Genomic DNA, 24,995 nt, shown 5'->3' with positions numbered 1-24,995 from the left:
CGGGCATGAGCGGGACAGACATGAAACTCGTGGTGGTCGGGGCTGCAGGCCGGATGGGCCAGACGCTGATCCGCACCATCCATGCCATGCCGGGCGCCACCGTCTTTGCCGCCGTCGAGCGGCCGGGTTCGGCTTTCATCGGCCGGGATGCCGGCGAGATTGCCGGGCTTGGACCGACCGGCGTCGTGATCACCGACAAGCCGCTCGAGGCCTTTGTCGAGGCCGAAGGCGTGCTCGATTTCACCGCGCCTGCCTCCTCGGTGGACTTTGCCGGCCTCGCGGCCCAGGCCCGCATCGTCCATGTCATCGGCACCACCGGATGCTCGGTGGACGATGAGAAAAAATTCAAGGCGGCCGGGCGGCACGCGCGGATCGTCAAATCCGGCAATATGAGCCTCGGCGTCAATCTTCTCGGCGTGCTGACACAGCAGGCGGCCCGCGCGCTTGGTCCGGAAAGCTGGGATATCGAAATCCTTGAAATGCACCACAAGCACAAGGTGGACGCGCCGTCCGGCACAGCACTGTTGCTTGGCGAAGCCGCCGCCAGGGGCCGGGAGATCGGCCTTGCCGAACATTCCGTGCGGGTGCGCGACGGCCATACCGGCGCGCGTGTCACTGGCGCCATCGGTTTTGCCACACTGCGCGGCGGCTCCGTCATCGGCGAGCACTCTGTCATCCTTGCCGGCGAAGGCGAGCAGGTGACATTGTCCCATTCGGCAACGGACCGGGCGATCTTTGCCCGGGGCGCCATTACTGCAGCACTCTGGGCGCGTAACCAGAAACCCGGCTTCTATTCCATGCTCGACGTGCTCGGGCTGTCCTGACCCCTAAAACTCCCCGGAGGAATTTCTATGAGCGGCACCCTCGTCCTTGTGCGTCACGGCCAGAGCGACTGGAACCTGAAAAACCTGTTTACCGGCTGGAAGGACCCCGACCTGACGCCGCTTGGCATCGAGGAAGCCAATGCCGGTGGCAAGGCGCTGGCCGATTACGGCATCAAGTTCGATGTTGCCTTCACGTCGGTGCTGACACGCGCTCAGCATACGCTGAAGCTCATTCTCGACAATCTCGGCCAACCCGATCTGGAAACCATCAAGGACCAGGCGCTGAACGAGCGCGACTACGGCGATCTCTCCGGTCTTAACAAGGATGATGCCCGCGCCAAGTGGGGCGAAGAGCAGGTGCACATCTGGCGCCGTTCCTATGACGTACCGCCGCCGGGCGGCGAAAGCCTGAAGGACACTGGCGCCCGCGTCTGGCCCTATTACATGACCGACATCCTGCCACGCGTGCTGGCCGGCGAAAAGGTCCTGGTTGCCGCCCATGGCAATTCGCTGCGCTCGTTGCTGATGGTTCTCGACCGGCTGGACCGCGAGCAGATCCTCTCGGTCAATCTCGCGACCGGCGTGCCGATGGTCTACAAGCTGAAGGCCGATTCCACCGTCGCTTCCAAGGAAGTGCTTGGCGACATGTCCGGCGCGCATTAAGCGCCTGAATAGATCGAACTCAATGAAAAGGGCTGCGCAAGCGGCCCTTTTCACGTCAGACCTTGCCGGCCTCCCAGCCGAGCATCGCCCGCTTTCGGGTGAGGCCCCAGTGATAACCGGTGAGCGCGCCGCTTTTGCCGAGGGCCCGGTGACAGGGAACGACGAACGAGATGGGGTTGCGGCCGACGGCAGCGCCGACGGCCCGAGAAGCGGTGGGCTGGCCGATATCGCAGGCGATATCGGAATAGGTGACAGCCTTTCCCATCGGGATCTTCAACAGTGATTCCCACACACGGATCTGGAAATCGGAGCCGATCAGCACGACGCGCAACGGTTCTTCAGCGCTCCATTCCCGAGCATCGAAAATACGCGCCGCATAACCCGCGGTGGCTGCGCTATCCTCGATAAACTGGGCATTAGGCCAGCGGCTGGCCATATCCTCGAAGCTGGCTTTCTCATCACCGGCATCGTTGAAGGCAAGGCCGGCCAATCCGCGATCGGTGACCATCACCAGTGCCACGCCGAACGGGCATGGATGGAAACCGTAACGGATGGTCAGCCCGCCGCCGCGTTGCTTCCACTCGCCCGGCGACATCGCCTCATGGGTGACGAACAGGTCGTGCAAGCGCGAGGGACCGGACAGGCCGAGCTCGAAGCTGGTTTCCAGAAGCGGCAGCTCCTCCTGGCGCAGCAGGCGCTTGGCGTGATCGAGCGTCACTGCCTGAAGGAACGCCTTGGGAGAGAGCCCTGCCCAGCGGGTAAAGGTCTTTTGTAGCTGTGTTGGCGACTGGCCGAGATCGCTGGCAATGGCGTCGAGAGACGGCTGATCGCGATAATTCTCGGTCAACAGCTCGACCACGCGGCTGACGGTTTCATAATCGCTGCCCTGCGGCGTGATATCGGTGGGAATCGATGTCTTGATATCCATGGTCGTATCTCCTTGAGACCAGAGATAATCACTCGGAGCGGGCCATCGCCACCCGATTCTTGATCTATCGGCGTTTCACCGTCGCCAAGGCACCGGAAAAAGCGGTGGCGAAGGTTTCGCGATCATCGCGGTTGAGGAAAGAGCCGATATCGGTGGTGCGCTGCCGGTCGCTGAGCTGCATCGACACGATGCCGATTTCCTGATGGCGGGAAATGTTGAACCGCGTCCAGAACGGGTTGAACCGGTGCTCGGTCATCCGTCCGGCCGGCGTGAACTTGCGCACGCAGACGTCGGTGCGCGAAACGCGGATTTCCTCGCGGGCGCGGGCGGAGCGATAATTCAGCCAGAACGCACCGAACAGAAGAAGAAAATCCAGCCCGAAGAAAAAGACGATCGGCCATGCGCCGATGACCACGAAAACGACGATATGGACGAGGCTCATCAGGGCGGCGATGAACAGGAAAACCTTAAAACCCCTGATTCCGAGCGAACGATAGGGTGTCAGCTCAGCGGCGAAAACCGGCTGCTCCTCACTCGACATCTCGGCGTTGCCATCGATCATGACGAATGACTATAGATGCATCATGAAAAACGTGAAGCCACAATCAGCAGTCAAGCCGGCGAAAGCAAAATCCGCGACAACCGGCCGCGCCAGGACAAGGCCGAAAACGATCTACAGCAGGGAAGAGATCGAGGAGATTTTCCGCCGTTTCTCGATCCAGCGGCCCGAGCCGAAGGGCGAACTGGAACACGTCAATCCGTTTACGCTGGTTGTTGCGGTGGCTCTGTCGGCACAGGCGACGGATGCGGGCGTCAACAAGGCGACACGGGCGCTTTTCGCCATTGCCGACACGCCGGAAAAGATGGTTGATCTCGGCGAGGAGCAGGTTCGCGAGCATATCAAGTCTATCGGGCTTTACCGCAACAAGGCCAAGAACGTCATCGCGCTCAGCGAAAAGCTGATCGCCGAGTTCGGCGGTGAGGTGCCGCGCACCCGCGAAGAACTGATCACCCTGCCCGGCGTTGGCCGCAAGACCGCCAATGTGGTGCTATCCATGGCGTTCGGTCAGGCCACCATGGCGGTCGATACCCATATTTTCCGCATAGCCAACCGGCTCTGTCTGGCACCGGCGAAGACCCCGGACGAGATCGAACATCAGTTGATGCAGATCATCCCCGATCACTATCTCTACCACGCCCATCACTGGCTGATCCTGCACGGGCGCTATTGCTGCAAGGCGCGCAAGCCGGAATGCCAACGTTGCGTCATCGCCGACATCTGCAAGGCGGCGGAAAAGACCAGCGAGATGCCGGCGCCGCTGGTCGAACTGCCAGCCCAGATCATCTGATGGAAATGCCGTCGATCAGGCTGGCGATTGCCGTCTCGTAGTCGTCGCGCCTGCCGCCTGCTTCGATGGCTAAAGCGGCGCGGTCAAAGGATGCGGACAGAAGCTGGGCGAATGCATCCAGCAGCGTGGCATCCTTGCCGTTTGTCGTAAACAGATCTGCCAGACCCGCCTTCAAACTCCCCTCGACATGCTCAGCATCGATATCCTGCAGGCTGTGAAGGCCAAGAATGGCAGGGCCTTCGAGTAGGAGAAGCCGTGTGCGGCCTGGCACAGCCATCGCATCAAAATAGCCGCGTGCGCCCTGCAGCAACGCATCGCGGGCGTTGCTGGATCCGGCGGCTTTAGCCTCGATCTCGCCGCCCACCTGACGGGCTTCGTCTGCAACGATGGCCGCAAACAACGCCTTCTTGTCCTCGAAATGATGATAGAGAGCGCCCCGCGTCACGCCGGCGGCGCTGGCGATCTCGGGGGTCGCCGTGTCGGCATAGCCTTTTTCGACGAAAAGTGTGCGGGCTGCCGCCATCAGGGCGAGGCGCATGCTTTCGGTCCGTTCCTTATTGCTGCGTCGCATTTTCCACCTTTACATACAATCTGAATGTATGTTAATTACAAAACATACAGACTGTATGATAATTTCGCACGGAGGAAAAGAGATGAAAATCACCAGCTATTATCCCGTCATTATGACCAGCGATGTTCAGGGCACGGCAGAATTCTATATCCGGCATTTCGGCTTCGAAGCGCTGTTTACAGTCGATTGGTACATGCATCTGCAATCGACTGAGAACGAGCATGTGACACTGGCCATTCTCGATGGCAGCCACGAAACAATCCCGGAAAGCGCACGCGGCGCAGCGTCCGGGCTTCTGCTCAATTTTGAAGTTGAAGACCCGGATGCCGTTTATGTGAAATTCCAGGCGGCGGGCCTGCCGATCCTCCTAACGCTGCGCGATGAGGATTTCGGCCAGCGGCATTTCATCACCGCTGATCCGAACGGCGTACTGATCGACGTGATCAAGCCGATCCCGCCAACGGCGGAATATGCGGCGCAGTATACTGCGTCCGTGCTGCCGGCCTGATCACGCTTAGGCCGTCGGTCTACGCTCCGTCAGCGAATAAAGGAGCGCCGAGACCGGCAGTGCCAAGCCAAGCATCGAGGCGGCCCACCAGCCGCCTTGCGCATAAAGCCAGCCACCAAGCGCCGAACCGACGGCACCACCGGCAAAGAACGTCGCCATGTAAAGCCCGTTCAGGCGGCTGCGATATTCGGCGCCGAGCATGAAGATCGCGCGCTGGCCCATAACCAGATTGGTAACGACGCCAAAATCCAGCAGGATCGCAGCGAAGGTGAGAAGGCCGAGTGCCCATGCTGACCCCCCCGGAGCGATATGCGTGACGAGGAACGCGGCTGCGACGGAGATCATCGACAGGCGGGTTGCCGGAAAACTCCAGCCCTTGTCTGCAAGACGCCCGCTGATCGGCGCGGCGATGGCGCCGGCGGCACCGGCCAGTGCGAACAGCGCAATCTCCCCCTGCGATAGGCCGAATTCCGGGCCGGACAATAGCAGCGGCGTTGTCGTCCAGAACAGGCTGAAGGCGGCAAACATGAAGGCATGATACAATGAACGGCGGCGCAAGACCGGCGTGGTTGCGACCAACTGGCCCATCGACGCGAGCAGTGCGCCGTAGCTCAAACCCGTATCTGGAACACGCGGCGGCAGGGCGCGGGCGAGAACCAATGCGAGTACGACCAGCACCACGGCCGAGATGAAGAAGACCATATGCCAGGGCAGGAACTCGGCGATGAAACTTGAGGCAGGGCGCGCCAGCATGATGCCGACCATCAGGCCACTCATGACGTTGCCGACCGCCTGGCCGCGATGGGCCTCGGGCGTCATATGTGCCGCATAGGGTACGATGATCTGGATGGCGACGGACCCGAGCCCGATGAAAAATGCCGAGGCCAGAAACGGCAGCGGCGTCGAGGCGAGTCCTGCCCCGACCACGGCCACTATTCCGAGCGCCATGACCGAAAGGATCAGCTTGCGGTTTTCAAAGAGATCACCCAGCGGCACGATCAGCAGAAGGCCAAGACCATAGCCGATCTGCGTCAGCGTCACGATCAATCCCGCAGCCCCGGGAGACAGACCGAGCGACGCGCTGATCGGGCCGATCAGCGGTTGCGCGTAATACAGGTTGGCGGCAATCAAGCCGCAGGCTGCGGCCAGAAGAAACATCATCGCCGATGACATCGCCTTGGGTTCAGTAGCCTTGAATTCGGGGCCCTCGGTTTCGGAGGCAATGCCTGCCGGGCTTGCAATACTGGTCACAGTCGTCTCCAAATCCATATCTAATGAAATTCTAAATGATCAGCCGAGCAGCCGCATCGCCACATCGGCGACCGCCGTCATCTCAGCGCGGTTGCGGCCGGTTTTCCCGACGATGCGCATGCCCTGCAACAGGCACAGCAGCGCGCGGGCGGTATCGGCCGCATCGATGCGCGTGGACACCGATCCATCCGACTGGCCAAGCAGAATGCAGTCCTTCATGATGGCTTCATTGGTCGCGTGCGCGACAGTGACGCGTTCGGCGGCAACCGGATCGGAAGCGGCCAATTCCGCTGCCGTTGTTATGACCAGGCAACCCCGTTGACCAAATTCGCCATGGGCAGCTTCGGCGTAAAATTGCAGGGCGGCGCTGATCTTGTCGCGCCCGAGAGGAAAGGGCGCAATCGCTGCTTTGAGCTTGGTGCCGCGCAAAACCCGGTAGCGGTCGAAGGCGGCGAGCAGAATGCCGCGCTTGTCCTTGAAGGCCTTGTAGATGCTGCCAGGCGTCAACTGCATTGCATCGGCAAGATCGGCAATGGACGTACCGTGATAACCGTGCACCGAGAAAACATCGATAGCCCTTTCAAGTGCGGCATCGATGTCGAACTCCCGGGGGCGACCGCGCGGGCGTTGGTCCTGTTGCATTTCAGCTGTGGTTTCCATGCGCGCCATATAGGAAATGATCGTTTCCTATATCAAGTAAAATTTGCGTGTAACCGCCGTTTTTCGCTTTCCGCTTCCAAACTGCCGGAAATCCGCTATTACCGGACACCGACTGACACAAACAATCCAGGCGGTTTCCGGATGACAAAATTCGACGTGCTCACGATCGGCAATGCGATTGTGGATATCATTGCGCGCTGCGACGACGCATTCCTTGTCCACAACGGCATCATCAAGAGCGCGATGAACCTGATCGATGCCGATAGAGCGGAACTGCTTTATTCGCGCATGGGACCGGCACTGGAAGCGTCCGGCGGCAGCGCCGGCAATACGGCGGCGGGCATTGCCAGTCTGGGCGGCCGGGCAGCCTATTTCGGCAAGGTCGCCAACGACCAGCTGGGCGAGATCTTCACCCATGACATCCGCGCCCAGGGCGTGCATTTCGAGACCAGGCCGCTCGACGATCTTCCGCCGACCGCCCGCTCGATGATCTTCGTCACCGAAGACGGCGAGCGCTCAATGAATACCTATCTCGGCGCCTGCGTCGAACTCGGACCGGACGATGTCGAACCGTCCGTGGTCGCCGAAGCGGCCGTCACCTATTTCGAGGGCTATCTGTGGGACCCGCCGCTGGCCAAGGATGCCATCCGCGAATGTGCCCGCATTGCCCATGAAAACGGCCGCGAAGTGGCAATGACCCTGTCCGACAGTTTCTGCGTCCATCGCTACCGGGCCGAATTCCTTGATTTGATGCGCTCCGGCACCGTCGATATTGTCTTTGCCAACCGCGCCGAGGCCCTGGCACTGTACGAGACGGAAGACTTCGAGCACGCTCTGTCGATGATTTCCAAGGATTGCAAGCTGGCCGCAGTGACGTTGAGCGAAGAGGGTTCGATCGTCGTCAAGGGCAATGAGCGGGTCAAGGTCGAAGCAACGACGGTCAGCCGCGTTGTCGATACGACGGGTGCGGGCGATCTCTATGCTGCCGGTTTCCTGCATGGTTACACGACGGGCCGGACATTGGCCGATTGCGGCAAGCTCGGCAGCCTTGCGGCCGGCATCGTCATCGAACAGATCGGTCCACGCCCGATGATCTCGCTGTCTGCAGCAGCAAAGGAAGCCGGTCTACTCTGACCGGCTCTCTCACGATAAATCCTATTTGAACGCTTCGCCCGGATAGGCGCCCCAGATTTCGCCCTGTGAAATCCAGCCATCGCTGCCTTGCGCTTCGGCGCGGCACCATTCGCCGTTGCACTCGCCGACATGGACGACGACGCCCGGCTCGATGCGTGCAATGATTGCGCCGCCCGCCTGCGGGTCGCGGCGCATGTTGACGAACACGCCCTCGCCCTTGCCGCGCATCCATGGGGCGGCAACCGCCGTCCGGTCACCCGAGAGCAGCGCCTGGTTGACCCAGCCTTCGGTGCCATCAGCATCGCGGATCTTGCGCCAGTTGTCATATTCCTGGGTCACCTCGACCGGCACGCCTGACCTGAGGTAACGCCAGGCAACCGCGTAATCGACGCTTGGACCAACACGCAGATTGACGCTCTTGGATTTCAGGCTGACGAAGCGCGGCAGCGGCAGGCCGCTGGCGCCCTTGGCCGCCTGGGCAAAGGCCGGTGCTGCCTCGATCGCGACGAGTGACAGGGTAACTGCGGTGGCGAAAGCGAGCCTGGAAAGGAACTGACGCATGACGAAATCCATTTTCCAAAAAGATTCAGAAGCTTGCAGTTAAATCTCTGACCAACCCCGTCGAAGACAAGCAAATCGTCTGGGAACATCTCGAGTTTTGTTTGTCTTCCCCACCGGGTCTGGTAGAAAATGGAACTGCAGGGAGAACGATCACTCATCTTGGTTAAAAACCCGTCAACAAGGCGAAGCAGGCAGCGATGACCGCGAAGAAAAAACCCAAGGTCTATATCACCCGTAAACTGCCGGATATCGTCGAGACGCGCATGCGCGAACTGTTCGACGCGGAGCTGAACATCGACGATACCCCGCGCACGCAGCCCGAGCTTGTGGCGGCAGTGAAGCGGGCTGACGTTCTGGTTCCGACCCTCACCGACCGGATTGACGCGGCGCTGATCGAGCAGGCCGGGCCGCAGCTCAAACTGATTGCCAGCTTTTCAAACGGTGTCGACCATATCGATGTCGATGCGGCAGCGCGCCACGGCATAACCGTCACCAACACGCCGAACGTTTTGACCGAAGACACGGCCGACATGACGCTGGCGCTCATTCTTGCCGTGCCCCGTCGTCTGGCCGAGGGATCGCGGATCCTCACCGACAGGAAAGAGGAATGGGCCGGATGGTCGCCGACCTGGATGCTCGGCCGCCGCATTTCCGGCAAGCGCATCGGCATTGTCGGCATGGGTCGGATCGGCACGGCCGTTGCCCGCCGCGCCAAGGCATTCGGGCTGTCGATCCACTATCACAACCGACATCGTGTCAGCACCGAGACCGAGGAAAAGCTCGAAGCCACCTATTGGGACAGCCTCGATCAGATGCTCGCCCGCGTCGATATCGTCTCGGTCAATTGCCCCTCCACACCGGCGACCTACCACCTGCTTTCGGCCCGGCGGCTGGCACTGATGCAGCCGACCAGCTACATCGTCAACACGGCCCGCGGCGGTATCGTCGATGAGGTTGCGTTGATCAAATGCCTGCGTGAAGGCAAGATCGCCGGTGCTGGGCTCGACGTGTTCGAGAACGAACCGGCCGTCAACCCGAAGCTCGTCAAGCTTGCCAGCGAGGGCAAGGTCGTGCTGTTGCCGCACATGAGTTCGGCGACGCTCGAGGGCCGCATCGACATGGGCGACAAGGTGGTGATCAACATCCGCACCTTCTTTGACGGCCACCGGCCGCCGGATCGCGTCCTGCCCGGCCGGGATTGATCCCTCAGAGCGTTTTGCGCATCTCGACGAAGGTCGGACGGGCAAAACCGGGATGGCAGCCTTCCGCAGTGCGGACAAAGCCCAACCTCGCGAAGACAAGGTGGTTTTCCGTAAGCTCTATCCGTGTTTCGAGGCGCAGGCAGGACAATCCATATACGGTAGCCTGGGCCTCGGCCGCCTGCAGCAATAGCCGCCCGACACCCTTGCCTTGCGCATCCGGGGCGACGGCAAGCTTGCCGATATAGAGACAATCCGGCGGCTCCGGCTTGCAGAAGATGCAGCCCAGCAACCGGCCGCTCTCGATAGCCGCATAGGCTTTCTCAACCCTCGCCTTTTCGATCAGCGATGGCAGCGTCAGCAGTAACGCAGACGATGACGGATCGATGCGGGGCTGCATATAGGCAAAGGAGGAGAGGATGAGCGCCAGAAGCGCGTCCCAATCGCCGAACGTTTCATCGATCGGCACGAGGTTCACCGCGTTCTCCGGCTGTACTTGATCGTCTCGAACCGTGCGGCAAGCCCGTCATACATCAGCAGGCGGCCGATCAGCGGTTCACCGGCGCCGGTGATGATCTTGATGACCTCCATAGCCTGCAATGTACCAAGCACGCCGGTCAGCGCACCGACGATACCGGCCTCGGCGCAGGACGGAACGACACCCGGCGGAGGTGGTTCTGGAAAGAGATCACGGTAGCCCGGGTTCTGGCGGCCGTCTGCGGCCGTTTTCCACGGCTGAAGCACCGTCAGAGAGCCATCGAAACGGCCGACGGCGGCGGTTACCAAGGTGATTTCCAGGCGCTCTGCTGTATCAGCAGTGAGATAGCGGGTGGCGAAATTGTCGGATCCATCGACAACGATGTCATAGGCGGACAGCAGTGCATCGGCATTGGCCACGTCCAGCCGCTCCACATGCCGGATCACCGTCACATGTGGGTTGATCCGCTGGAGTGCATCCATGGCGCTGTCGGCTTTCACCCGGCCGATATCCGGTGTGCCGTGAATGATCTGGCGCTGCAGGTTCGACAGCGATACCGTGTCGTCATCAACAATGCCCAGCGTGCCGACACCGGCGGCTGCGAGATATTGCAGGACCGGCGCACCAAGCCCGCCGGCACCGATGACCAGCACACGCGCCGTCTTCAGCGCCTGCTGCCCGGCCCCGCCGATTTCCGGCAGGATGATGTGGCGGGCATACCGCTGGATTTCTTCGGAGTTCAGAGGTTGCTTGCTCATGATATCGAACTCTCACCCGGAAACGGTGCCGTTGGCAACGGTGAGATAACGTGCGCGGTCGCCAAGGGCCGAAAACATCGACTGGTCCGTGCCGGTCATGAAGGCCTGACCGCCGAGATCGTCGACCAGATCAAACAGCGCCGCCCGTCTGCCCTCGTCAAGATGGGCCGCGATTTCGTCGAGCAGCAGCACCGGCGCGTGACCGGTCATGTTGCCGACCAGGCGGGCATGGGCGAGGATTAACCCGACCAGCAGCGCCTTCTGTTCGCCTGTCGAGCAGCGGGCTGCTTCCATATTCTTGGCACGGTGGCGGATCAACAGATCGCTGCGGTGCGGGCCATCCAGCGTGCGGCCGGCGGCGGCATCGCGGTAACGGCCAGCCCTCATCATTTCCAGATATTGTTCTTCCAGATCGAAGGCCGGGCGATGCCATTCGCCATCGAGAAAACCGGACAGTGCCAGGTCCGCAGCCGGAAACACGCCGCCTTCGTGGTTCTTATCGACCAGCCCCGCTAGAAGCCCGAGCATCTCCTGCCGCGCCAAGGCCATCGAGATGCCCAGTTCGGCCATCTGCCGCTCAAGCCCCGTCAGCCAGACCGGATCAGGGCGCCCTTCCGACAACAGCTTGTTGCGGCTGCGCATGGCGCGTTCATAGTCGGTGGCGCGGCGGCCGTGTTCGGGATCGAGCGACAGTACAAGCCGGTCGAGAAAGCGGCGGCGGTCACCAGAGCCGCCGGTGAACAGGCCGTCCATGGCCGGTGTCAGCCAGAGCACGCGCAAATGATCGAGCAATTCGTCGACCGTCTTGACTGTCGTCCCGTTCAACCGGAGGCGTCGTGTCTGGCCTTCCTCAGCGCCTGCCGTGCCCGTGCCGATCTCGACCGTGCCGTCCATGCCCTCAAGCTCTGCAAACACCGAGAAGCCGGTTTCAGCACCGACCCGCGCCACATCGGCATAGGCGGCGCGGCGCAGCCCACGTCCGGGCGACAGGAAGGAGACCGCTTCCATCAGGTTGGTCTTGCCCGCACCGTTCTCGCCGGTCAGCACCACATGGCGGGTGTCGAGGTCGAGCGACAGCCCCGCATAATTGCGGAAATCACTGAGCTTCAGTCGGGAAAGCGAAACCTTGTGCGGCATGGGGAATCCGGTTGTGTGTCGGGGTGAGAGCTAAGCCGAGAGGAGGCCGATGGCAAGGCGGAACATCGGTGCGTATCAAACAGCAGGCGGTGGGCGGGCACAGGGCGGCGCATTCACCGAGATGTGACAGCAGAATGCCACAACGCACACATGTCTAGTTGCGCAGGTTCGAACATTCAAATAAGATTGCTTATCTTATGTATGCTAATGATATGGCACTCCTTCCATGAACCTTACCCCTACCTTGGGTTTTCTGCTTCACGACGTCGCCCGGCTGCTGCGCAAGCGTTTCGAGCAACGCGCAAAACACATGGGCCTGACGCGATCGCAGTGGCAGACGATCGCCTATCTGGCCCGCAATGAAGGCATTCATCAGAGCGGCCTCGCCGAACTGTTGGAAGTCGAACCGATCACACTGATGCGGGTGCTCGACAAGCTTGTGGACCGCGGCTTCGTCGAGCGGCGGCGCCACGAGACCGACCGCCGTATTTCGCTTCTCTACACCACCGAACTTGCCCGCGGACTTTTGTCCGACATGCGCGCCATCGGTGACGCGACACGTTCCGAAGCTTTGCAAGACATACCCGACGAGGACCGTGAAAAACTCGTCACCATTCTCGACCTGATGAAATCCAACCTCCTGCAGGCCTGCCGCGAGCCGGCCGATAAAGAAACCCACCATGGCTGACACATCCTCCCTCCGCGTACCTGCCAATGCCAATGCCACCGCCCTTGAAACATCCGAAGGCGTGACGGCCGAGGCAAAGATCAACACAGCCCCTCCGGCCCCGGCTGAACCGGCTCCCGCCATCACCCCGGTCCGCCGCCGCAGCCTGAAGCGGCCGATCCTGTTTGCGCTGCTGCCAATCGCGCTTGTTGCAGGCGGTTATTTCTATGTGACCGGTGGCCAGATCATGGAGACGGACAACGCCTATGTGCAGGCGGATATGGTCGGCGTTTCCACCGACGTCGCCGGGACTGTTGCCTCCGTCGGCGTTCAGGAGAACCAGGAGGTAAAGACGGGCCAATTGCTGTTCCAGCTGCAGCCGGATTCGTTCCGCATTACGCTGGAAGGTGCGCAGGCCAAGCTCGCCGCCTCCCGCAATGAACTTTTGAACCTCAAGGCAAGCTATGCCCAGACGCTGGCGCAGATTGCCCAGGTCGAAGCCGACATTCCGTTTTATCAGACCGCCTTTGACCGGCAGCAGACCCTGATCACCAATGCCGCCGCATCGCACGCGACCTATGACCAGGCCAAGCACGATCTCGACGCTGCCAAACAGAAGGTCACAGTGGCCAAGGCCCAGGCCGAAACGACGCTGGCGCAGCTCGGTGGCGATGCCAACCAGCCGATCGAACAGAACCCGCTCTATCTCGAAGCCAAATCGGCAGTTGATGATGCGCAGCGCCAGTTGAACGATACGACGGTGCGCGCACCGTTTGATGGCGTTGTCACCAACGTCAACGCACTGCAGCCCGGCAGCTATCTGGAGGCCGCACAGCAGGCGTTCTCGCTGGTATCCACCAGGAACATGTGGATCGCGGCCAATCCGAAGGAAACCGAGCTCACCTATGTGAAGCCCGGCCAGCCGGTGACCATCACCGTCGATACCTATCCGGGCGTCGAATGGAAGGGCAAGGTCGCCAGCGTCAGCCCGGCCTCGGGCGCCAGCTTCGCGCTGCTACCGGCGCAGAACACCTCCGGTAACTGGGTGAAGGTCGTGCAGCGCATTCCGATGCGGGTGACGATCGACGAAACCGCCGGCAAGCCGCCGCTCCGCGTCGGCATGAGCACGCTCGTCGCCGTCGATACCGGCCGTGCACGCGGCCTGCCGGATATGATCCAGAAACTTCTCGGCCATTCGACCGCCAACGCCCACGAGTAACGGCCATGAGCAGCATTGCATCTGCGGCAACGACGCCTGTCGCCAATCGCGGCGCCATCACAGCCTGTATTATCCTTGCGGTGATCATGCAGGCTTTGGACACGACCATCGCCAATGTGGCGCTGCCTTATATTCAGGGTAGCGTGGCGGCGAGCGCCGACCAGATCAACTGGGTGCTGACCTCCTATATCGTCGCAGCCGCGATCATGACGCCGCCGTCCGGGTTTCTGGCGGCGAAGTTCGGCCGCAAGCGCGTTTTGCTGGTGGCGATCGTCGGCTTCGTCGCGGCTTCAGTGCTTTGCGGCCTCGCCCAATCGCTGCCGCAGATCGTCGGTTTCCGCCTGCTGCAGGGCCTGTTCGGCGCAGCCCTCGTGCCTTTGTCGCAAGGCATTCTGCTCGACATCTATTCGGCTGAAGAGCGCGGATCGGCGATGGCGCTGTTCGGCGTCTCGGTCATGGTCGGCCCGGTGCTCGGCCCGGTCATCGGCGGCTGGCTGACGGAAAATATCAGCTGGCGCTGGGTGTTCTACATCAACGTGCCGATCGGTGCGCTGGCCTTTGCCGGCATCAGTATCTTCGTCAAGGAAACCAAGCTGGACACGCAGGCGAAACTCGACTGGTTCGGCTTCGGCATGCTTAGCCTCGGCATTGCCTCGCTGCAGCTTTTCCTCGATCGCGGCGGCCAGCTCGACTGGTTTTCTTCGGGCGAAATCCTGATCGAAGCCATCGTCTGCGCCAGCGCCTTCTATCTGCTGGTGATCCATACGCTGACGACGGAAAAATCCTTCATCAATCCGCGCCTTTTCCTCGACCAGAACTTTGCCGTCAGCATGCTGTTCATCTTCGTCGTCGGTGTTACCTATCTGGCCTCGCTGGCGCTGATGACGCCCTATCTGCAATCGCTGATGGGCTATCCGGTCGTCACCGCCGGCATCGTCATGGGGCCGCGCGGGCTGGGCACGATGGTCTGCATGTTCGTCGTCGGCCGTCTGATCGGCAAGGTCGATACCCGAATTCTACTGTTCATCGGATTGGCGATCACCGCCTGGGCGATGTACGACATGATCGGCTGGACGCCGAATGTCTCGCAATGGACGATCATCTCCGTCGGTTTCATCCAGGGCGCCGGGCTCGGATTCCTGTTCGTGCCGCTGACGACGATCGCCTTTGCAACACTGCCCGCTGAAATGCGCGGCGACGGCACCGGGCTCTACAATCTCTCCCGCAATATCGGCTCCAGCGTCGGCATCGCCGTCGTCTCGGCACTGCTGATTGAAAACACGCAGGCCAACCACGAAGCCATCGTTTCGTATGTGACGCCGTTCAACCATGCTTTCCAGGCACCGGCGGCGGCTGGGCTCGATCCGATGACGGCGGTGGGGCGCGCCTCGCTCGACAGCATCATCACGCTGCAGGCGACGATCATCGCCTATATGGACGACTTCAAGCTCTTGATGATCATGTCGCTGGCGGTCATGCCGCTGGTCTTCCTGCTGCGCAAGCCCAAGGCTCCACCGGCAATCGACCACAGCGCGGTCATGGAATAGGCGGCGTTAACGCCGGTCGAGCTCCGGGTAATAGCGGAAAATGCCCTGTTCGTTGAAGGCAAGCCGGCGTTCCGAGGCCAGATAGGCCTTGATCTGCGGCAGCTCGCGGACTTGGGCGTTGAGCGCAACAAGAAGCGGATAGTCCGGCTCTACCGCCGTCATCTCGGCTGGAAAAGCATAACGCAGCCCCTCGATGAGGTGGAACAGTGACAGATCGACATAGGTCCGCGCCTCGCCCAAGGCATGCACCTGCCCTCGGCTGTCCTTCGACAGCTGCCTTTCAAAATAACCAAGGAATTTCGGCAACCGTTCCTCGCGAAAATTCTCGGAGCGCCGCAGTGCTTCGTCCTTCTGGTCCTCGTAGTAGAGCGACACACCGATCGGATGATGGGTGTCGTGGATTTCGGCGACGAAATCGGTGATGCTGAGCTGTAGCCCATGCGCGGTTATCCGCCCAGTTTCATCCTCCGGTGCGAGACCGAGCCGGTTTCCCAGATAAAGCAGGATATTGGCAGCGTGGGAGATGACGAGGTCTCCGTCTTTCAGGAAGGGCGGAGCAAGTGGCGTGACGCCCGCCGTCCTCGTCTTCATCATCGCCATCATGCGGGCCATGCCGCCGTCGTTGCGGGCGACATCGATATAGTCCGCGCCCGCCTGTTCCAGCGCCAGACGAACGAACTCACCCCGGCCGGGGATGCCGTCCCAATAATAGAGCTCGTAGGTCATGGTACACCTTTCGCGTTGGGATACAGCGTGGCTGCGTTAGCGGCCGCAGACAAAAAAGCCGGAGGCATCGCTGCCTCCGGCTATCATATATTGCCGATTATCCGTTCGGCCAGTCGCCGATTGCGGCGATTACTCGATGTCGAAGAAATCCTTCATGCGGGAGAAGAAGCCCGCCGATTCCGGATTGTTTTCCTTCGATGAGAGTTCCTCGAACTCCTTCAGCAGCTCGCGCTGACGCTTGGTGAGCTTCTGCGGCGTCTCGATCTGGATCTGGATGTAGAGATCGCCGACCTGGCTGGAGCGCAGCACCGGCATGCCCTTGGCCTTCAGGCGGAACTGCTTGCCGGCCTGGGTGCCTTCCGGCACCGAAACGCGCGACTTGGTGCCGTCAAGCGTTGCCACGTCGAACTTGCCGCCAAGGGCTGCCGTCGTCATCGAGATCGGCACGCTGCAATAGAGGTCGGCACCGTCGCGCTGATAGAACTCATGCGGCTTGACCGAGAGGAAGATATAGAGATCGCCGGAAGGTCCGCCGCGCAGGCCCGCTTCACCCTCGCCGGACAGGCGGATGCGGGTGCCGTCTTCGATGCCGGCCGGGATGTTGACCGAGAGTGAGCGTTCTTCGGTGATACGGCCCTGACCGTGGCATTTGCCGCAGGGGTCGGCAATCGTCTGGCCGCGGCCCTGACAGGTCGGGCAGGTGCGCTCGATCGAGAAGAAGCCCTGGGCGGCACGTACGCGGCCGGAACCCTGGCAGGTGGCGCAGGTGGTCGGCTTGGTGCCGGGCTTGGCGCCCGAGCCGGTGCAGACGTCGCAGGTGATCGAGGTCGGCACACGGATCTGCGCCGTCTTGCCAGCATAGGCCTCTTCCAGTGTGATTTCCATATTGTAGCGCAGATCGGCGCCGCGCTCGCGGCCGCCAGACGAGCGCCGCTGCCGCCCGCCGCCCATCATCTCGCCAAAGATGTCTTCGAAGATATCGGAGAAGCCGCCCGCACCACCGCCCATGCCAGCGCCGCCGCCACCCATACCGCCCTGTTCAAACGCTGCATGACCATAGCGGTCATAGGCTGCCCGCTTCTGCGGGTCCTTGAGCACTTCGTAGGCGAGGCTGATCTCCTTGAACGTCTTTTCAGCTTCCGCATCGCCAGGGTTCTTGTCCGGATGATACTTCATTGCGAGTTTGCGGAAAGTGCTCTTGAGCTCCTTCTCGTCTGCTGTTTTCGCAACGCCGAGCGTTTCGTAAAGATCACGTTTCATACTTGCAGATTGTCCTGTTGAATAGGCGCGTCAAAACCGGCTGCCCGGCGGTCGCCAAATTTCCTTGCAACAGGATTTAGTAAACCTTCAAGCGCGATACCATAGGCAATACACGATCCCGGCCGCTTTTTGTCGGAAAAGCGCAGAATCAGGTTGCTTTACCTTTGGCCTTTGCATTGCCGCAACGCTGGTTCCGGCCGGTGAACGGCTAAAAATCCGATTCTGTTGTTTCTCAGCGCCATGACGAGCAGACAGACCCCGAAACAAGTCAGTACCTCCACCAGAGGTGGAGGTTTGAAACGCTGCGCTTGAACCACTAGAAGTGGTTTTGTTAGCGCTTAGTAGCTACGATTGAAGAGGTCGGCAAAGTCGGAAGCTTTGTCGGCCTTTTCCTGATTACGGATATATTGTCTGACGACCTGCTCGTTGTAACCGGTCGTCGAGACGTAATAGCCGCGCGCCCAAAAATGATATCCCTTATAGCGCCGCTTGCGGGCGTACTTATTGGCAACATAAAGAGCTGTCTTGCCCTTCAGAAACCCAACAATATGCGCCACCGAGTATTTCGGCGAGATCGATATCAGCATGTGCACATGGTCCGGCATCAAATGGCCTTCCTCGATCTGGCAACCTTTCTGCAGCGCCAACCGGCGGAAGTGCTCACCCAGCTCACGGCGCAAATCCCCGTAAAGCCTCTTCGTCCGATACTTGCTTCCAAAGACCACATGATATTTGCAGTCCCAAGTCGCGTGCGATAGCGATTGTTCGTCCATATAACCTCCTGATTTGACTGTCTTGGCCACGCCAATGGTTCAAGCAGGAGGTCTCTCAACGACTGTGTAGAACTCGTCCAGTCCTCCACCGGAGGTGGAGGTTTACTTTGAATGCAAAAAAGCCCGGAACCTTGCGGCTCCGGGCTATCTGATGGGTATTCGAAGAAGGCTTATGCGGACTTCTTGCGATCGTCCTCGTCTTTGACTTCTTCATAGTCGGCATCGACGATATCGCTATCGCGGGCTGCATCGGCCTCTGCATCCGCATGGGCCGTTTCAGTCTGCTGCGATTCGTACATCGCCTGGCCAAGCTTCATCGAGGCTTCGAGAAGCGTCTGAGTCTTGGTCTTGATGTCTTCAGCATCCGGCTCGGAGGCTTCGACGGAAGACTTCAGCGATGCGATGGCATCCGAGATCGCAGTGCGTTCGACTTCCGTGACCTTATCACCGAATTCCTTCAGCGACTTTTCCGACGAGTGAATCAGGCTTTCGGCCTGGTTCTTCGCTTCTACACCTTCACGACGCTTCTTGTCGTTCTCGGCATTGGCCTCGGCATCCTTGACCATCTTCTCGATATCCGCGTCGGACAAACCGCCCGATGCCTGGATCCGGATCTGATGTTCCTTGCCGGTGCCCTTGTCCTTGGCCGAAACCTGCACGATGCCGTTGGCGTCGATATCGAAGGTGACTTCGATCTGCGGAACGCCACGCGGTGCCGGTGGAATGCCGACCAGGTCGAACTGACCAAGCAGCTTGTTATCCTGGGCCATTTCGCGCTCGCCTTGGCTGACGCGGATGGTCACGGCATTCTGGCTGTCTTCGGCCGTCGAGAAAGTCTGCGACTTCTTCGTCGGGATCGTCGTGTTGCGTTCGATCAGGCGGGTGAACACGCCACCCAGCGTTTCAATACCGAGCGACAGCGGGGTCACGTCGAGGAGGAGAACGTCCTTGACATCGCCCTGCAGAACGCCGGCCTGAATGGCGGCGCCCATGGCAACCACTTCATCCGGGTTGACGCCCTTATGTGGCTCCTTGCCGAACAACTGCTTGACGACTTCCTGTACCTTCGGCATGCGGCTCATGCCACCGACCAGAACGACTTCGTCGATCTCGGCTGCGGTAACGCCGGCATCCTTGAGGGCTGCCTTGCACGGTGCAACGGTACGCTGAACCAACTCGTCAACCAGGCTTTCGAACTTGGCGCGCGACAGCTTCATCGTCAGATGCTTCGGACCGGTAGCATCCGCCGTGATGAACGGCAGGTTGATTTCGGTCTGCTGCGACGAGGACAGTTCGATCTTGGCCTTTTCAGCAGCTTCCTTGAGGCGCTGCAGAGCCAGCTTGTCGTTCTTCAGATCGATACCCTGATCCTTCTTGAATTCAGCTGCCAGATATTCGACCAGACGCATGTCGAAGTCTTCACCGCCGAGGAAGGTGTCGCCGTTGGTCGACTTCACTTCGAAGACGCCGTCGCCGATTTCCAGAACCGAGATATCGAACGTACCGCCACCCAAGTCGTAAACGGCGATGGTCTTGCCGTCCTTCTTGTCGAGGCCGTAAGCAAGAGCTGCTGCGGTCGGCTCGTTGATGATGCGCAGAACTTCAAGACCAGCGATGCGGCCGGCATCCTTGGTTGCCTGGCGCTGCGCGTCGTTGAAGTAAGCCGGAACGGTGATGACGGCCTGTGTGACCTTTTCACCGAGATAGGATTCCGCGGTTTCCTTCATCTTCTGAAGGATCATGGCGGAGATCTGCGACGGGGAATAACCCTTGCCCTGCGCTTCGACCCATGCGTCGCCATTGTCGCCCTTGATGATGTTGTAAGGAACGAGGGCCTTGTCCTTTTCGACGAACTTGTCGTCGTAACGGCGGCCGATCAGGCGCTTGACCGCAAACAGTGTATTTTCCGGATTTGTGACGGCCTGACGCTTGGCCGGCTGGCCGGTCAGACGTTCACCATCGTCGTTGAATGCAACGATCGACGGCGTGGTGCGTGCACCTTCCGCATTCTCAATGACCTTCGCGTCCTTACCGTCCATGACGGAGACGCAGGAGTTGGTCGTTCCCAAGTCAATACCGATTACTTTAGCCATGTCGTTCTCTCCTTGCAGCGGACTGTCAGAACCCGGTCAGGCATTCATGCGACAGCCCCTAACGGGATGGTCTGTGGAATATTCGCGGCGATAGCCACGGTGATGGGGCGTATATAAGGAGCAGTGTTTCGGACTGCAAGGCATCTTGAACGGCGAAAACGCGCAAAAACAAAGCGCCGCAGGGCAAAAAGAGCGAAAGCTCAACCTGCCCCGAACGGCGGCATTTCACGTTCATACCTGATTTCTGGAGCCCGCGCACGTCAACCCGCAACGCATCTTCACTTATGTCAGAAGGTAGGAACGAAAGTGGGGATCGTCAACCGCCGGTCAGAAGATCAAATAGCGTTGTTCGACGCGTCCCTCCGGTGGTTTGTCCGACATCGGCCGGCGGTGTAAGCCCGGAGTTCGCAGCCTGGGCAGGCTGATCGAAATTCTGGTTGCCGGCTGCCTGTCTATTGGCGACGGGCGCCTGCGGAAACTCGTCCACCGCCCCATCACCGAACGTGCCGGAAATGACATCACCGACGCTCTCCGGGACTGCCGGATTGTCGTCGAATGTCGGCTGAATGCCGGTGGTCCCGAAGATCGGCGAAGGCGACAGGCCTTCGTGGGCGGCCATCATGAAATCGTGCCAGGCCTTGGCCGGAAGACCGCCGCCGGTGACCTTCTTCATCGACTTGCCGTCATCGTTGCCGAACCAGACCCCGGTGGTCAGATTGCTGGTGAAGCCGACAAACAGTGCATCACGGAAAGACTGCGTCGTGCCCGATTTACCGGCCGCCTGCCAGCCCTTCAGCTGGGCAGCCTTGCCGGTACCATGATCGATCACGCCGACCATCATCTGGTTCATCTCGCTGACAACAGCGGGATCGAGCACTCGGGGCGGATTGTCATAGGTGTTTTCATAGAGAACCTTGCCATCAGCCGTCGAAATCCGCCGGATCACATGCGGCGTCGCCTTAAAGCCGCCATTCATGAACGGGGCATAGGCCGATGTCAGTTCGACGAGGCTGACCTCGGACGTTCCAAGCGCGATTGAGGCGTTGGACTGCATTTCGGATTCGATACCGAGCCGGCGCGCCAGCTTGATGACATTCTGCGGCCCGACCTCCATCACCAGCTGTGCGGCGATAGTGTTGAGCGAATTGGCAAGCGCATTGGCAAGCGTCACCTCGCCGCGATATTTCTGATCGTAATTCTCCGGTGTCCAATTGCCGATCCTGACCGGCGCATCATTGCGGATCGACATCGGTGTTCGGCCGATTTCCATTGCGGCAGCGTAGACGAAGGGCTTGAAGGCCGAGCCCGGCTGGCGCCTGGCCTTGACGGCACGGTCGAACTGGCTTTCGGCATAGTCACGGCCACCGACCAGCGCGCGGATGGCCCCGGTGCCATCAATCGATACCAGCGCCGCCTGCGAGACATCCAGCTTCTGTCCGGATGCGTCGAGGCTTTCCGCCAGCGTTTCCTCAGCCTTCTTTTCCAGATTGAGATCGAGCGTCGTATCGACGATCAGATCCTGGCTGATCTCACCGACCATGCCCGGCAGCTGGTCCATGACCATGTCGGCGACGTAATATTGCGCACCAGACCAGAAGCTTTTCGCCTTGGTTGGTGTCTGCGACATCGCGGTCTTGATCTCGCTGTCGGTAATGAAGCCTTCCTCGCGCATGGCGCCGAGCACGACCTGGGCCCGCTCTTCCGCAGCTTTCGGATCGCGCGCCGGAGACAGCCGCGACGGTGCTTTCAAGAGCCCCGCAAGCAGCGCCGCCTCGCCGAGGTTCACATCCCGGGCGGATTTGTTGAAGTAGCGCCGCGAGGCCGCTTCGACGCCATAGGCATTGGAACCGAAGAACACCCGGTTCAGATACATCGCGAGAATCTGGTCCTTGGTGTATTTCTGCTCCAGCCAGACGGAGAGCAGCACTTCCTGCACCTTCCGCTCGAGCGTGCGCTCCGGCGAGAGGAACAGGTTCTTGGCCAGCTGCTGGGTGATTGTCGAACCGCCCTGCACCATGCGCCCGGTGGTGACATTGGTTAGCATTGCCCGCGCCAGGCCGAGCGGATCGACGCCGAAATGCGAATAGAAGCGCCGGTCCTCGATGGCGATGACCGCCTGCGGGATATAGGGCGACATATTTTCGAGCGACAGCGCCTCGCCACCGGTGGCGCCGCGATTGGCGATGATATCACCGCTGACAGACAGGATCTTGACGTTGGGCGGCCGGTCCGGAATGGCCCAAGTGGTGGCGCTTGGCATGCGCGATCCGTAATAGAGCACCAGTCCGCCGACGCCGATGGCGCCCCAGATACCGAGAACGACGCACCAATAGACCAGCGACCGGATCAGGCCGGTCAGCCCTCCCCCACCGCGCGAACCGCCGCGTTTGCGGGTTTTTCGCACGCTGGTCTTCTTCGCTCCAGGCTTGGAACCGCCGGATTTCTTGCCCCCGCCACTGACACGTTCACCGGCATTCATGCGCAGATCGCCGTCATCACGACCGCGTCCACCCTCGAAGGAAGGTTCTATCCTCTGCTCTGATGTCCGGTTTCCTGCCATGTCGGGGTGGGTCTGCTCCAGCTGGGCGTTTGGGGAGCGTGGGTGGCACATAGTCCGCAACGCACGATTTCGCACCGTGCGATGAAGTGTAAATGCGGCGATTTAAGGGGGCGTTAAATTCAAGCCGTTGAGTACCGCCGGTTTCCAGTCCTGCAACGTCGCACTTGCGAAATGTGCAAATAATCGCCATGTAATGATCTAGCACCAACTGCGGTGCCTGAAGCAATTCCATCGCTTCAGCGCGGCCAACTCAAATCCGCTCGCCAGATTTTTGGAACATGCGGCAAGCATGTCCTTAATTCTCTGACCCAGCCTGTTACCTTTTTGCTAAACCGTTTTGCGACGGAATGGCCGCTTTTGTGACGTTAATCGTTGCAGAGGCCTTAAACAACGATCCAAGGAGACCATCCATGTCGACCCCATCAGACAAGCCCTACGAACCGATCTCTTTTGCAAAGAAACACCGGATATCCGTTGAAGACGCCCGCAACATCCTCGACCAAGCCGCTGGCGATAAAAAGGCTGCCGACAAACATGCGCGGCGTGTCAGCGTTTAAATTTTGATGCCCTGTGGGCGGCACCGCTGAATTGACGTGCCGCACAACAGACTTTCCATTGTTGGGAACCATTCCACCGGCCAACTCGTTTGTTGGGCGGCAACAGGAGAACCAAGATGGCAGAAACAACCAATAACGATATTGAATCATTGCGGGCCGAAGTGGCGCGCCTTTCCAAAATCGTCAGCGCCCAGAGCGCCCAGGCCTATAGCGATGTTCGTGACCGGGCATCCAGTGTGCTTGATGCTGCAGGACCCGTGGCACGAAAAGCGGCGAGTGTCGCCCGCACCGAAGGCAGCGCCATTGCCCAAACCGCACGCGACCACCCGGCAGCAGCCGGAAGCGCGCTGACGCTTGCGCTGCTGGTCGGCGGGGCGATCGGATTTTTGCTCGGTGCCGTATCCCGGCAGGACCCTGAGCCTCCGCGCCGCCGATATTGGTAAGCGCGCTCTGGCAATTAGCAGACAGGTTCGAAGGCCCCATTATCGGGGCCTTTTTCTTGAGGCGCCGGAACTTTTTCCCCCAAATCCGGTTATCCGGACTTCAAACAGGGGATTGCCATGGGCCAGATTTATCATCTCAATTCGGAAAATGACGAGCTTCTATCTGAAGCTGAAAAGGCGTTCGATCTCTCTGCGCGCCGGCAGGCAATGCTGAGAAACCTTCGGGACGAGCCAGAAGAACCACGCCGCAAGCCTGTCCTGAAAGCCCTTGCCGGGCTGCTCATTCCTGTTTCGCACGGCCTGCAAAACTAAACCCTCATCGCGGCGGAAGAACCAATGGAAAACGACAGAGAAACCAGAATCCGGCAGCGCGCCTACCAACTTTGGCAAGACGACGGCTCACCCGAAGGCAAACATGAAGACCACTGGGCAGCGGCTGCACGCGAAATCGACGGCGGCGAGAGTCAAGGCGGAGATGCCGTCAATCCGGGCGTCGTACGTGAAGCGATCCGCGAACACACCGATGCGTTTGTTGTGGCGACCGACATGGAGGACGCAGATCAGCGCGAAAGCTCACCCGGGACGCGCGAACAGCCTTAGCCGACCCCGTCGCGAGGCCCTCCTTGAATCTCTACGATCAGTTCGCGTTGGCACGCGCAACGCGGTGGGTGGCATCATCCAGCGCATGACTCGTCTGTACGCCATCCCGCTTCATGCCCCGCACGGTGTTGGCGCATCCGGAGAGCGAAAGTAGCGCCAGACAGACAGCAGCGATCACGAACTTCGACATTCTCGGTCCTCCACTCAAAACAGCGATGAAGAGGACATGACGCTGCCATTGGATAAATCAACTGGGAGCCCGAAAAATACCGAGCACGATCATGTTGCCCGCGGATAATATCTATTGCAGAATCGAAAAAGAGTGCGTCTCCATCTTGATTTTCGCCTTATAAAACGCAATAAAAACAATGCGTCAGGCGAAAAATGAATATTAAAACTTGACTGAGAGGCCTCGATAACCTATTTGAGCTTTGGTCGATATTTGTTAGATGACTTTGGTTTTTGCGACTTGTGCGCAATCGGACGAACTTTCCTTCAGATTCGAACAAAAGCTTTTCCGTAACGCTTT

The 24,995-nt window shown here is 60.1% G+C and carries 28 protein-coding genes; 13 read left to right on the top strand and 15 right to left on the bottom strand.

All coding sequences use genetic code 11. The annotated features are described in order from the left end of the window. The first annotated feature begins 5 nt into the window (after positions 1–5). Positions 6–824: a 4-hydroxy-tetrahydrodipicolinate reductase gene (gene dapB / locus ACQY8Q_RS12725; RefSeq protein WP_428426906.1), complete on the top strand. Its 819-nt coding sequence runs from the start codon at positions 6–8 to the stop codon at positions 822–824. A 27-nt stretch (positions 825–851) separates the two neighbouring features. Next, on the top strand, positions 852–1,487 hold the full coding sequence (locus tag ACQY8Q_RS12720) for a 2,3-bisphosphoglycerate-dependent phosphoglycerate mutase (RefSeq protein ID WP_060637854.1): 636 nt from the start codon (positions 852–854) through the stop codon (positions 1,485–1,487). A gap of 55 nt (positions 1,488–1,542) precedes the next feature. On the opposite strand, the gene ACQY8Q_RS12715 is transcribed toward ACQY8Q_RS12720, so the two are convergent. Both ACQY8Q_RS12715 and ACQY8Q_RS12710 read right to left on the bottom strand, forming a co-directional pair. Beyond that, complete coding sequence (locus ACQY8Q_RS12715; RefSeq protein WP_428426905.1) at positions 1,543–2,415, bottom strand: methylated-DNA--[protein]-cysteine S-methyltransferase; 873 nt, start codon at positions 2,413–2,415, stop codon at positions 1,543–1,545. A 64-nt stretch (positions 2,416–2,479) separates the two neighbouring features. Continuing rightward, positions 2,480–2,977, bottom strand: a complete 498-nt coding sequence (locus ACQY8Q_RS12710) for a DUF2244 domain-containing protein (protein ID WP_428426904.1) — start codon at positions 2,975–2,977, stop codon at positions 2,480–2,482. 22 nt (positions 2,978–2,999) lie between these two features. Here ACQY8Q_RS12710 and nth point away from each other — a divergent pair, with 22 nt between their 5' ends. Next, on the top strand, positions 3,000–3,764 hold the full coding sequence (gene nth / locus ACQY8Q_RS12705) for an endonuclease III (protein ID WP_428426903.1): 765 nt from the start codon (positions 3,000–3,002) through the stop codon (positions 3,762–3,764). Here nth and ACQY8Q_RS12700 read toward each other — a convergent pair. Then, complete coding sequence (locus tag ACQY8Q_RS12700; RefSeq protein ID WP_428426902.1) at positions 3,757–4,335, bottom strand: TetR/AcrR family transcriptional regulator; 579 nt, start codon at positions 4,333–4,335, stop codon at positions 3,757–3,759. The genes nth and ACQY8Q_RS12700 overlap by 8 nt on opposite strands. An 82-nt stretch (positions 4,336–4,417) precedes the next feature. On the opposite strand from ACQY8Q_RS12700, the gene ACQY8Q_RS12695 reads away from it, so the two are divergent. After that, on the top strand, positions 4,418–4,843 hold the full coding sequence (locus ACQY8Q_RS12695; RefSeq protein WP_428426901.1) for a VOC family protein: 426 nt from the start codon (positions 4,418–4,420) through the stop codon (positions 4,841–4,843). Positions 4,844–4,849: 6 nt separating this feature from the next. Here ACQY8Q_RS12695 and ACQY8Q_RS12690 read toward each other — a convergent pair whose 3' ends face one another. Both ACQY8Q_RS12690 and ACQY8Q_RS12685 read right to left on the bottom strand, forming a co-directional pair. Further along, positions 4,850–6,016 (bottom strand): MFS transporter, encoded by a 1,167-nt coding sequence (locus ACQY8Q_RS12690; protein ID WP_428429773.1) that lies wholly within the window; start codon positions 6,014–6,016, stop codon positions 4,850–4,852. A gap of 117 nt (positions 6,017–6,133) precedes the next feature. Continuing rightward, a complete protein-coding gene (locus tag ACQY8Q_RS12685) occupies positions 6,134–6,736 on the bottom strand; it encodes a TetR/AcrR family transcriptional regulator (RefSeq protein ID WP_428426900.1) in 603 nt (200 codons plus the stop codon). A gap of 159 nt (positions 6,737–6,895) precedes the next feature. Here ACQY8Q_RS12685 and ACQY8Q_RS12680 point away from each other — a divergent pair, with 159 nt between their 5' ends. Then, a complete protein-coding gene (locus ACQY8Q_RS12680; protein ID WP_428426899.1) occupies positions 6,896–7,888 on the top strand; it encodes an adenosine kinase in 993 nt (330 codons plus the stop codon). 21 nt (positions 7,889–7,909) lie between these two features. On the opposite strand, the gene ACQY8Q_RS12675 is transcribed toward ACQY8Q_RS12680, so the two are convergent. Continuing rightward, a complete protein-coding gene (locus ACQY8Q_RS12675; protein WP_428426898.1) occupies positions 7,910–8,449 on the bottom strand; it encodes an SH3 domain-containing protein in 540 nt (179 codons plus the stop codon). Between the two features lie 197 nt (positions 8,450–8,646). On the opposite strand from ACQY8Q_RS12675, the gene ACQY8Q_RS12670 reads away from it, so the two are divergent. Further along, complete coding sequence (locus ACQY8Q_RS12670; RefSeq protein WP_428426897.1) at positions 8,647–9,651, top strand: 2-hydroxyacid dehydrogenase; 1,005 nt, start codon at positions 8,647–8,649, stop codon at positions 9,649–9,651. 4 nt (positions 9,652–9,655) lie between these two features. On the opposite strand, the gene ACQY8Q_RS12665 is transcribed toward ACQY8Q_RS12670, so the two are convergent. From ACQY8Q_RS12665 to recF, 3 genes are read right to left on the bottom strand one after another with little or no spacing between them, the layout of a single operon-like run. Then, positions 9,656–10,126, bottom strand: a complete 471-nt coding sequence (locus ACQY8Q_RS12665) for a GNAT family N-acetyltransferase (RefSeq protein WP_428426896.1) — start codon at positions 10,124–10,126, stop codon at positions 9,656–9,658. Then, on the bottom strand, positions 10,123–10,884 hold the full coding sequence (moeB, locus tag ACQY8Q_RS12660) for a molybdopterin-synthase adenylyltransferase MoeB (protein ID WP_428426895.1): 762 nt from the start codon (positions 10,882–10,884) through the stop codon (positions 10,123–10,125). The genes ACQY8Q_RS12665 and moeB overlap by 4 nt, the downstream gene beginning before the upstream one ends. A 12-nt stretch (positions 10,885–10,896) precedes the next feature. Next, the gene (gene recF / locus ACQY8Q_RS12655; RefSeq protein ID WP_428426894.1) at positions 10,897–12,021 is read right to left on the bottom strand and encodes a DNA replication/repair protein RecF; all 1,125 of its coding nucleotides are present in this window, start codon (positions 12,019–12,021) and stop codon (positions 10,897–10,899) included. 226 nt (positions 12,022–12,247) lie between these two features. On the opposite strand from recF, the gene ACQY8Q_RS12650 reads away from it, so the two are divergent. From ACQY8Q_RS12650 to ACQY8Q_RS12640, 3 genes are read left to right on the top strand one after another with little or no spacing between them, the layout of a single operon-like run. Continuing rightward, the gene (locus tag ACQY8Q_RS12650; RefSeq protein ID WP_428426893.1) at positions 12,248–12,709 is read left to right on the top strand and encodes a MarR family winged helix-turn-helix transcriptional regulator; all 462 of its coding nucleotides are present in this window, start codon (positions 12,248–12,250) and stop codon (positions 12,707–12,709) included. Next, positions 12,702–13,907, top strand: a complete 1,206-nt coding sequence (locus tag ACQY8Q_RS12645; protein ID WP_428426892.1) for an HlyD family secretion protein — start codon at positions 12,702–12,704, stop codon at positions 13,905–13,907. Before ACQY8Q_RS12650 ends, ACQY8Q_RS12645 begins: the two co-directional genes overlap by 8 nt. Positions 13,908–13,912: 5 nt before the next feature. Then, positions 13,913–15,454 carry a DHA2 family efflux MFS transporter permease subunit gene (locus ACQY8Q_RS12640; protein WP_428426891.1) on the top strand — a complete coding sequence of 514 codons (1,542 nt, stop codon included), beginning with the start codon at positions 13,913–13,915 and terminating at the stop codon, positions 15,452–15,454. Positions 15,455–15,460: 6 nt separating this feature from the next. On the opposite strand, the gene ACQY8Q_RS12635 is transcribed toward ACQY8Q_RS12640, so the two are convergent. The 5 genes from ACQY8Q_RS12635 to ACQY8Q_RS12615 all read right to left on the bottom strand — a co-directional run bounded on the left by ACQY8Q_RS12635 (position 15,461) and on the right by ACQY8Q_RS12615 (position 22,866). After that, positions 15,461–16,180, bottom strand: a complete 720-nt coding sequence (locus tag ACQY8Q_RS12635) for a glutathione S-transferase (RefSeq protein ID WP_428426890.1) — start codon at positions 16,178–16,180, stop codon at positions 15,461–15,463. A 129-nt stretch (positions 16,181–16,309) separates the two neighbouring features. Further along, positions 16,310–17,440, bottom strand: a complete 1,131-nt coding sequence (dnaJ, locus tag ACQY8Q_RS12630; protein ID WP_428426889.1) for a molecular chaperone DnaJ — start codon at positions 17,438–17,440, stop codon at positions 16,310–16,312. A gap of 338 nt (positions 17,441–17,778) precedes the next feature. Beyond that, a complete protein-coding gene (tnpA, locus tag ACQY8Q_RS12625) occupies positions 17,779–18,213 on the bottom strand; it encodes an IS200/IS605 family transposase (protein WP_428426888.1) in 435 nt (144 codons plus the stop codon). Between the two features lie 170 nt (positions 18,214–18,383). After that, a complete protein-coding gene (dnaK, locus tag ACQY8Q_RS12620) occupies positions 18,384–20,306 on the bottom strand; it encodes a molecular chaperone DnaK (RefSeq protein ID WP_428426887.1) in 1,923 nt (640 codons plus the stop codon). A 316-nt stretch (positions 20,307–20,622) separates the two neighbouring features. Further along, positions 20,623–22,866 carry a transglycosylase domain-containing protein gene (locus tag ACQY8Q_RS12615; RefSeq protein WP_428426886.1) on the bottom strand — a complete coding sequence of 748 codons (2,244 nt, stop codon included), beginning with the start codon at positions 22,864–22,866 and terminating at the stop codon, positions 20,623–20,625. 410 nt (positions 22,867–23,276) lie between these two features. Between ACQY8Q_RS12615 and ACQY8Q_RS12610 the strand changes: the two genes are divergently transcribed. The 4 genes from ACQY8Q_RS12610 to ACQY8Q_RS12595 all read left to right on the top strand — a co-directional run bounded on the left by ACQY8Q_RS12610 (position 23,277) and on the right by ACQY8Q_RS12595 (position 24,466). Continuing rightward, on the top strand, positions 23,277–23,423 hold the full coding sequence (locus ACQY8Q_RS12610) for a hypothetical protein (RefSeq protein WP_426230831.1): 147 nt from the start codon (positions 23,277–23,279) through the stop codon (positions 23,421–23,423). Positions 23,424–23,539: 116 nt separating this feature from the next. Then, positions 23,540–23,866 (top strand): hypothetical protein, encoded by a 327-nt coding sequence (locus ACQY8Q_RS12605; protein WP_113245540.1) that lies wholly within the window; start codon positions 23,540–23,542, stop codon positions 23,864–23,866. Between the two features lie 117 nt (positions 23,867–23,983). Continuing rightward, positions 23,984–24,178, top strand: coding sequence for a hypothetical protein (locus ACQY8Q_RS12600; protein ID WP_428426885.1), 195 nt, complete (start codon positions 23,984–23,986; stop codon positions 24,176–24,178). Between the two features lie 24 nt (positions 24,179–24,202). After that, positions 24,203–24,466, top strand: coding sequence for a DUF2934 domain-containing protein (locus ACQY8Q_RS12595; RefSeq protein WP_428426884.1), 264 nt, complete (start codon positions 24,203–24,205; stop codon positions 24,464–24,466). 37 nt (positions 24,467–24,503) lie between these two features. On the opposite strand, the gene ACQY8Q_RS12590 is transcribed toward ACQY8Q_RS12595, so the two are convergent. Continuing rightward, on the bottom strand, positions 24,504–24,656 hold the full coding sequence (locus ACQY8Q_RS12590; protein WP_428426883.1) for an entericidin: 153 nt from the start codon (positions 24,654–24,656) through the stop codon (positions 24,504–24,506). Positions 24,657–24,995 lie beyond the last annotated feature (339 nt).

It is taken from the genome of Pararhizobium sp., from assembly GCF_965279435.1.
Classification (GTDB): Bacteria; Pseudomonadota; Alphaproteobacteria; order Rhizobiales; family Rhizobiaceae; genus Pararhizobium.
Note: the sequence above shows the minus strand (reverse complement) of the source record. Positions and strands in the feature narration are given on the sequence as shown.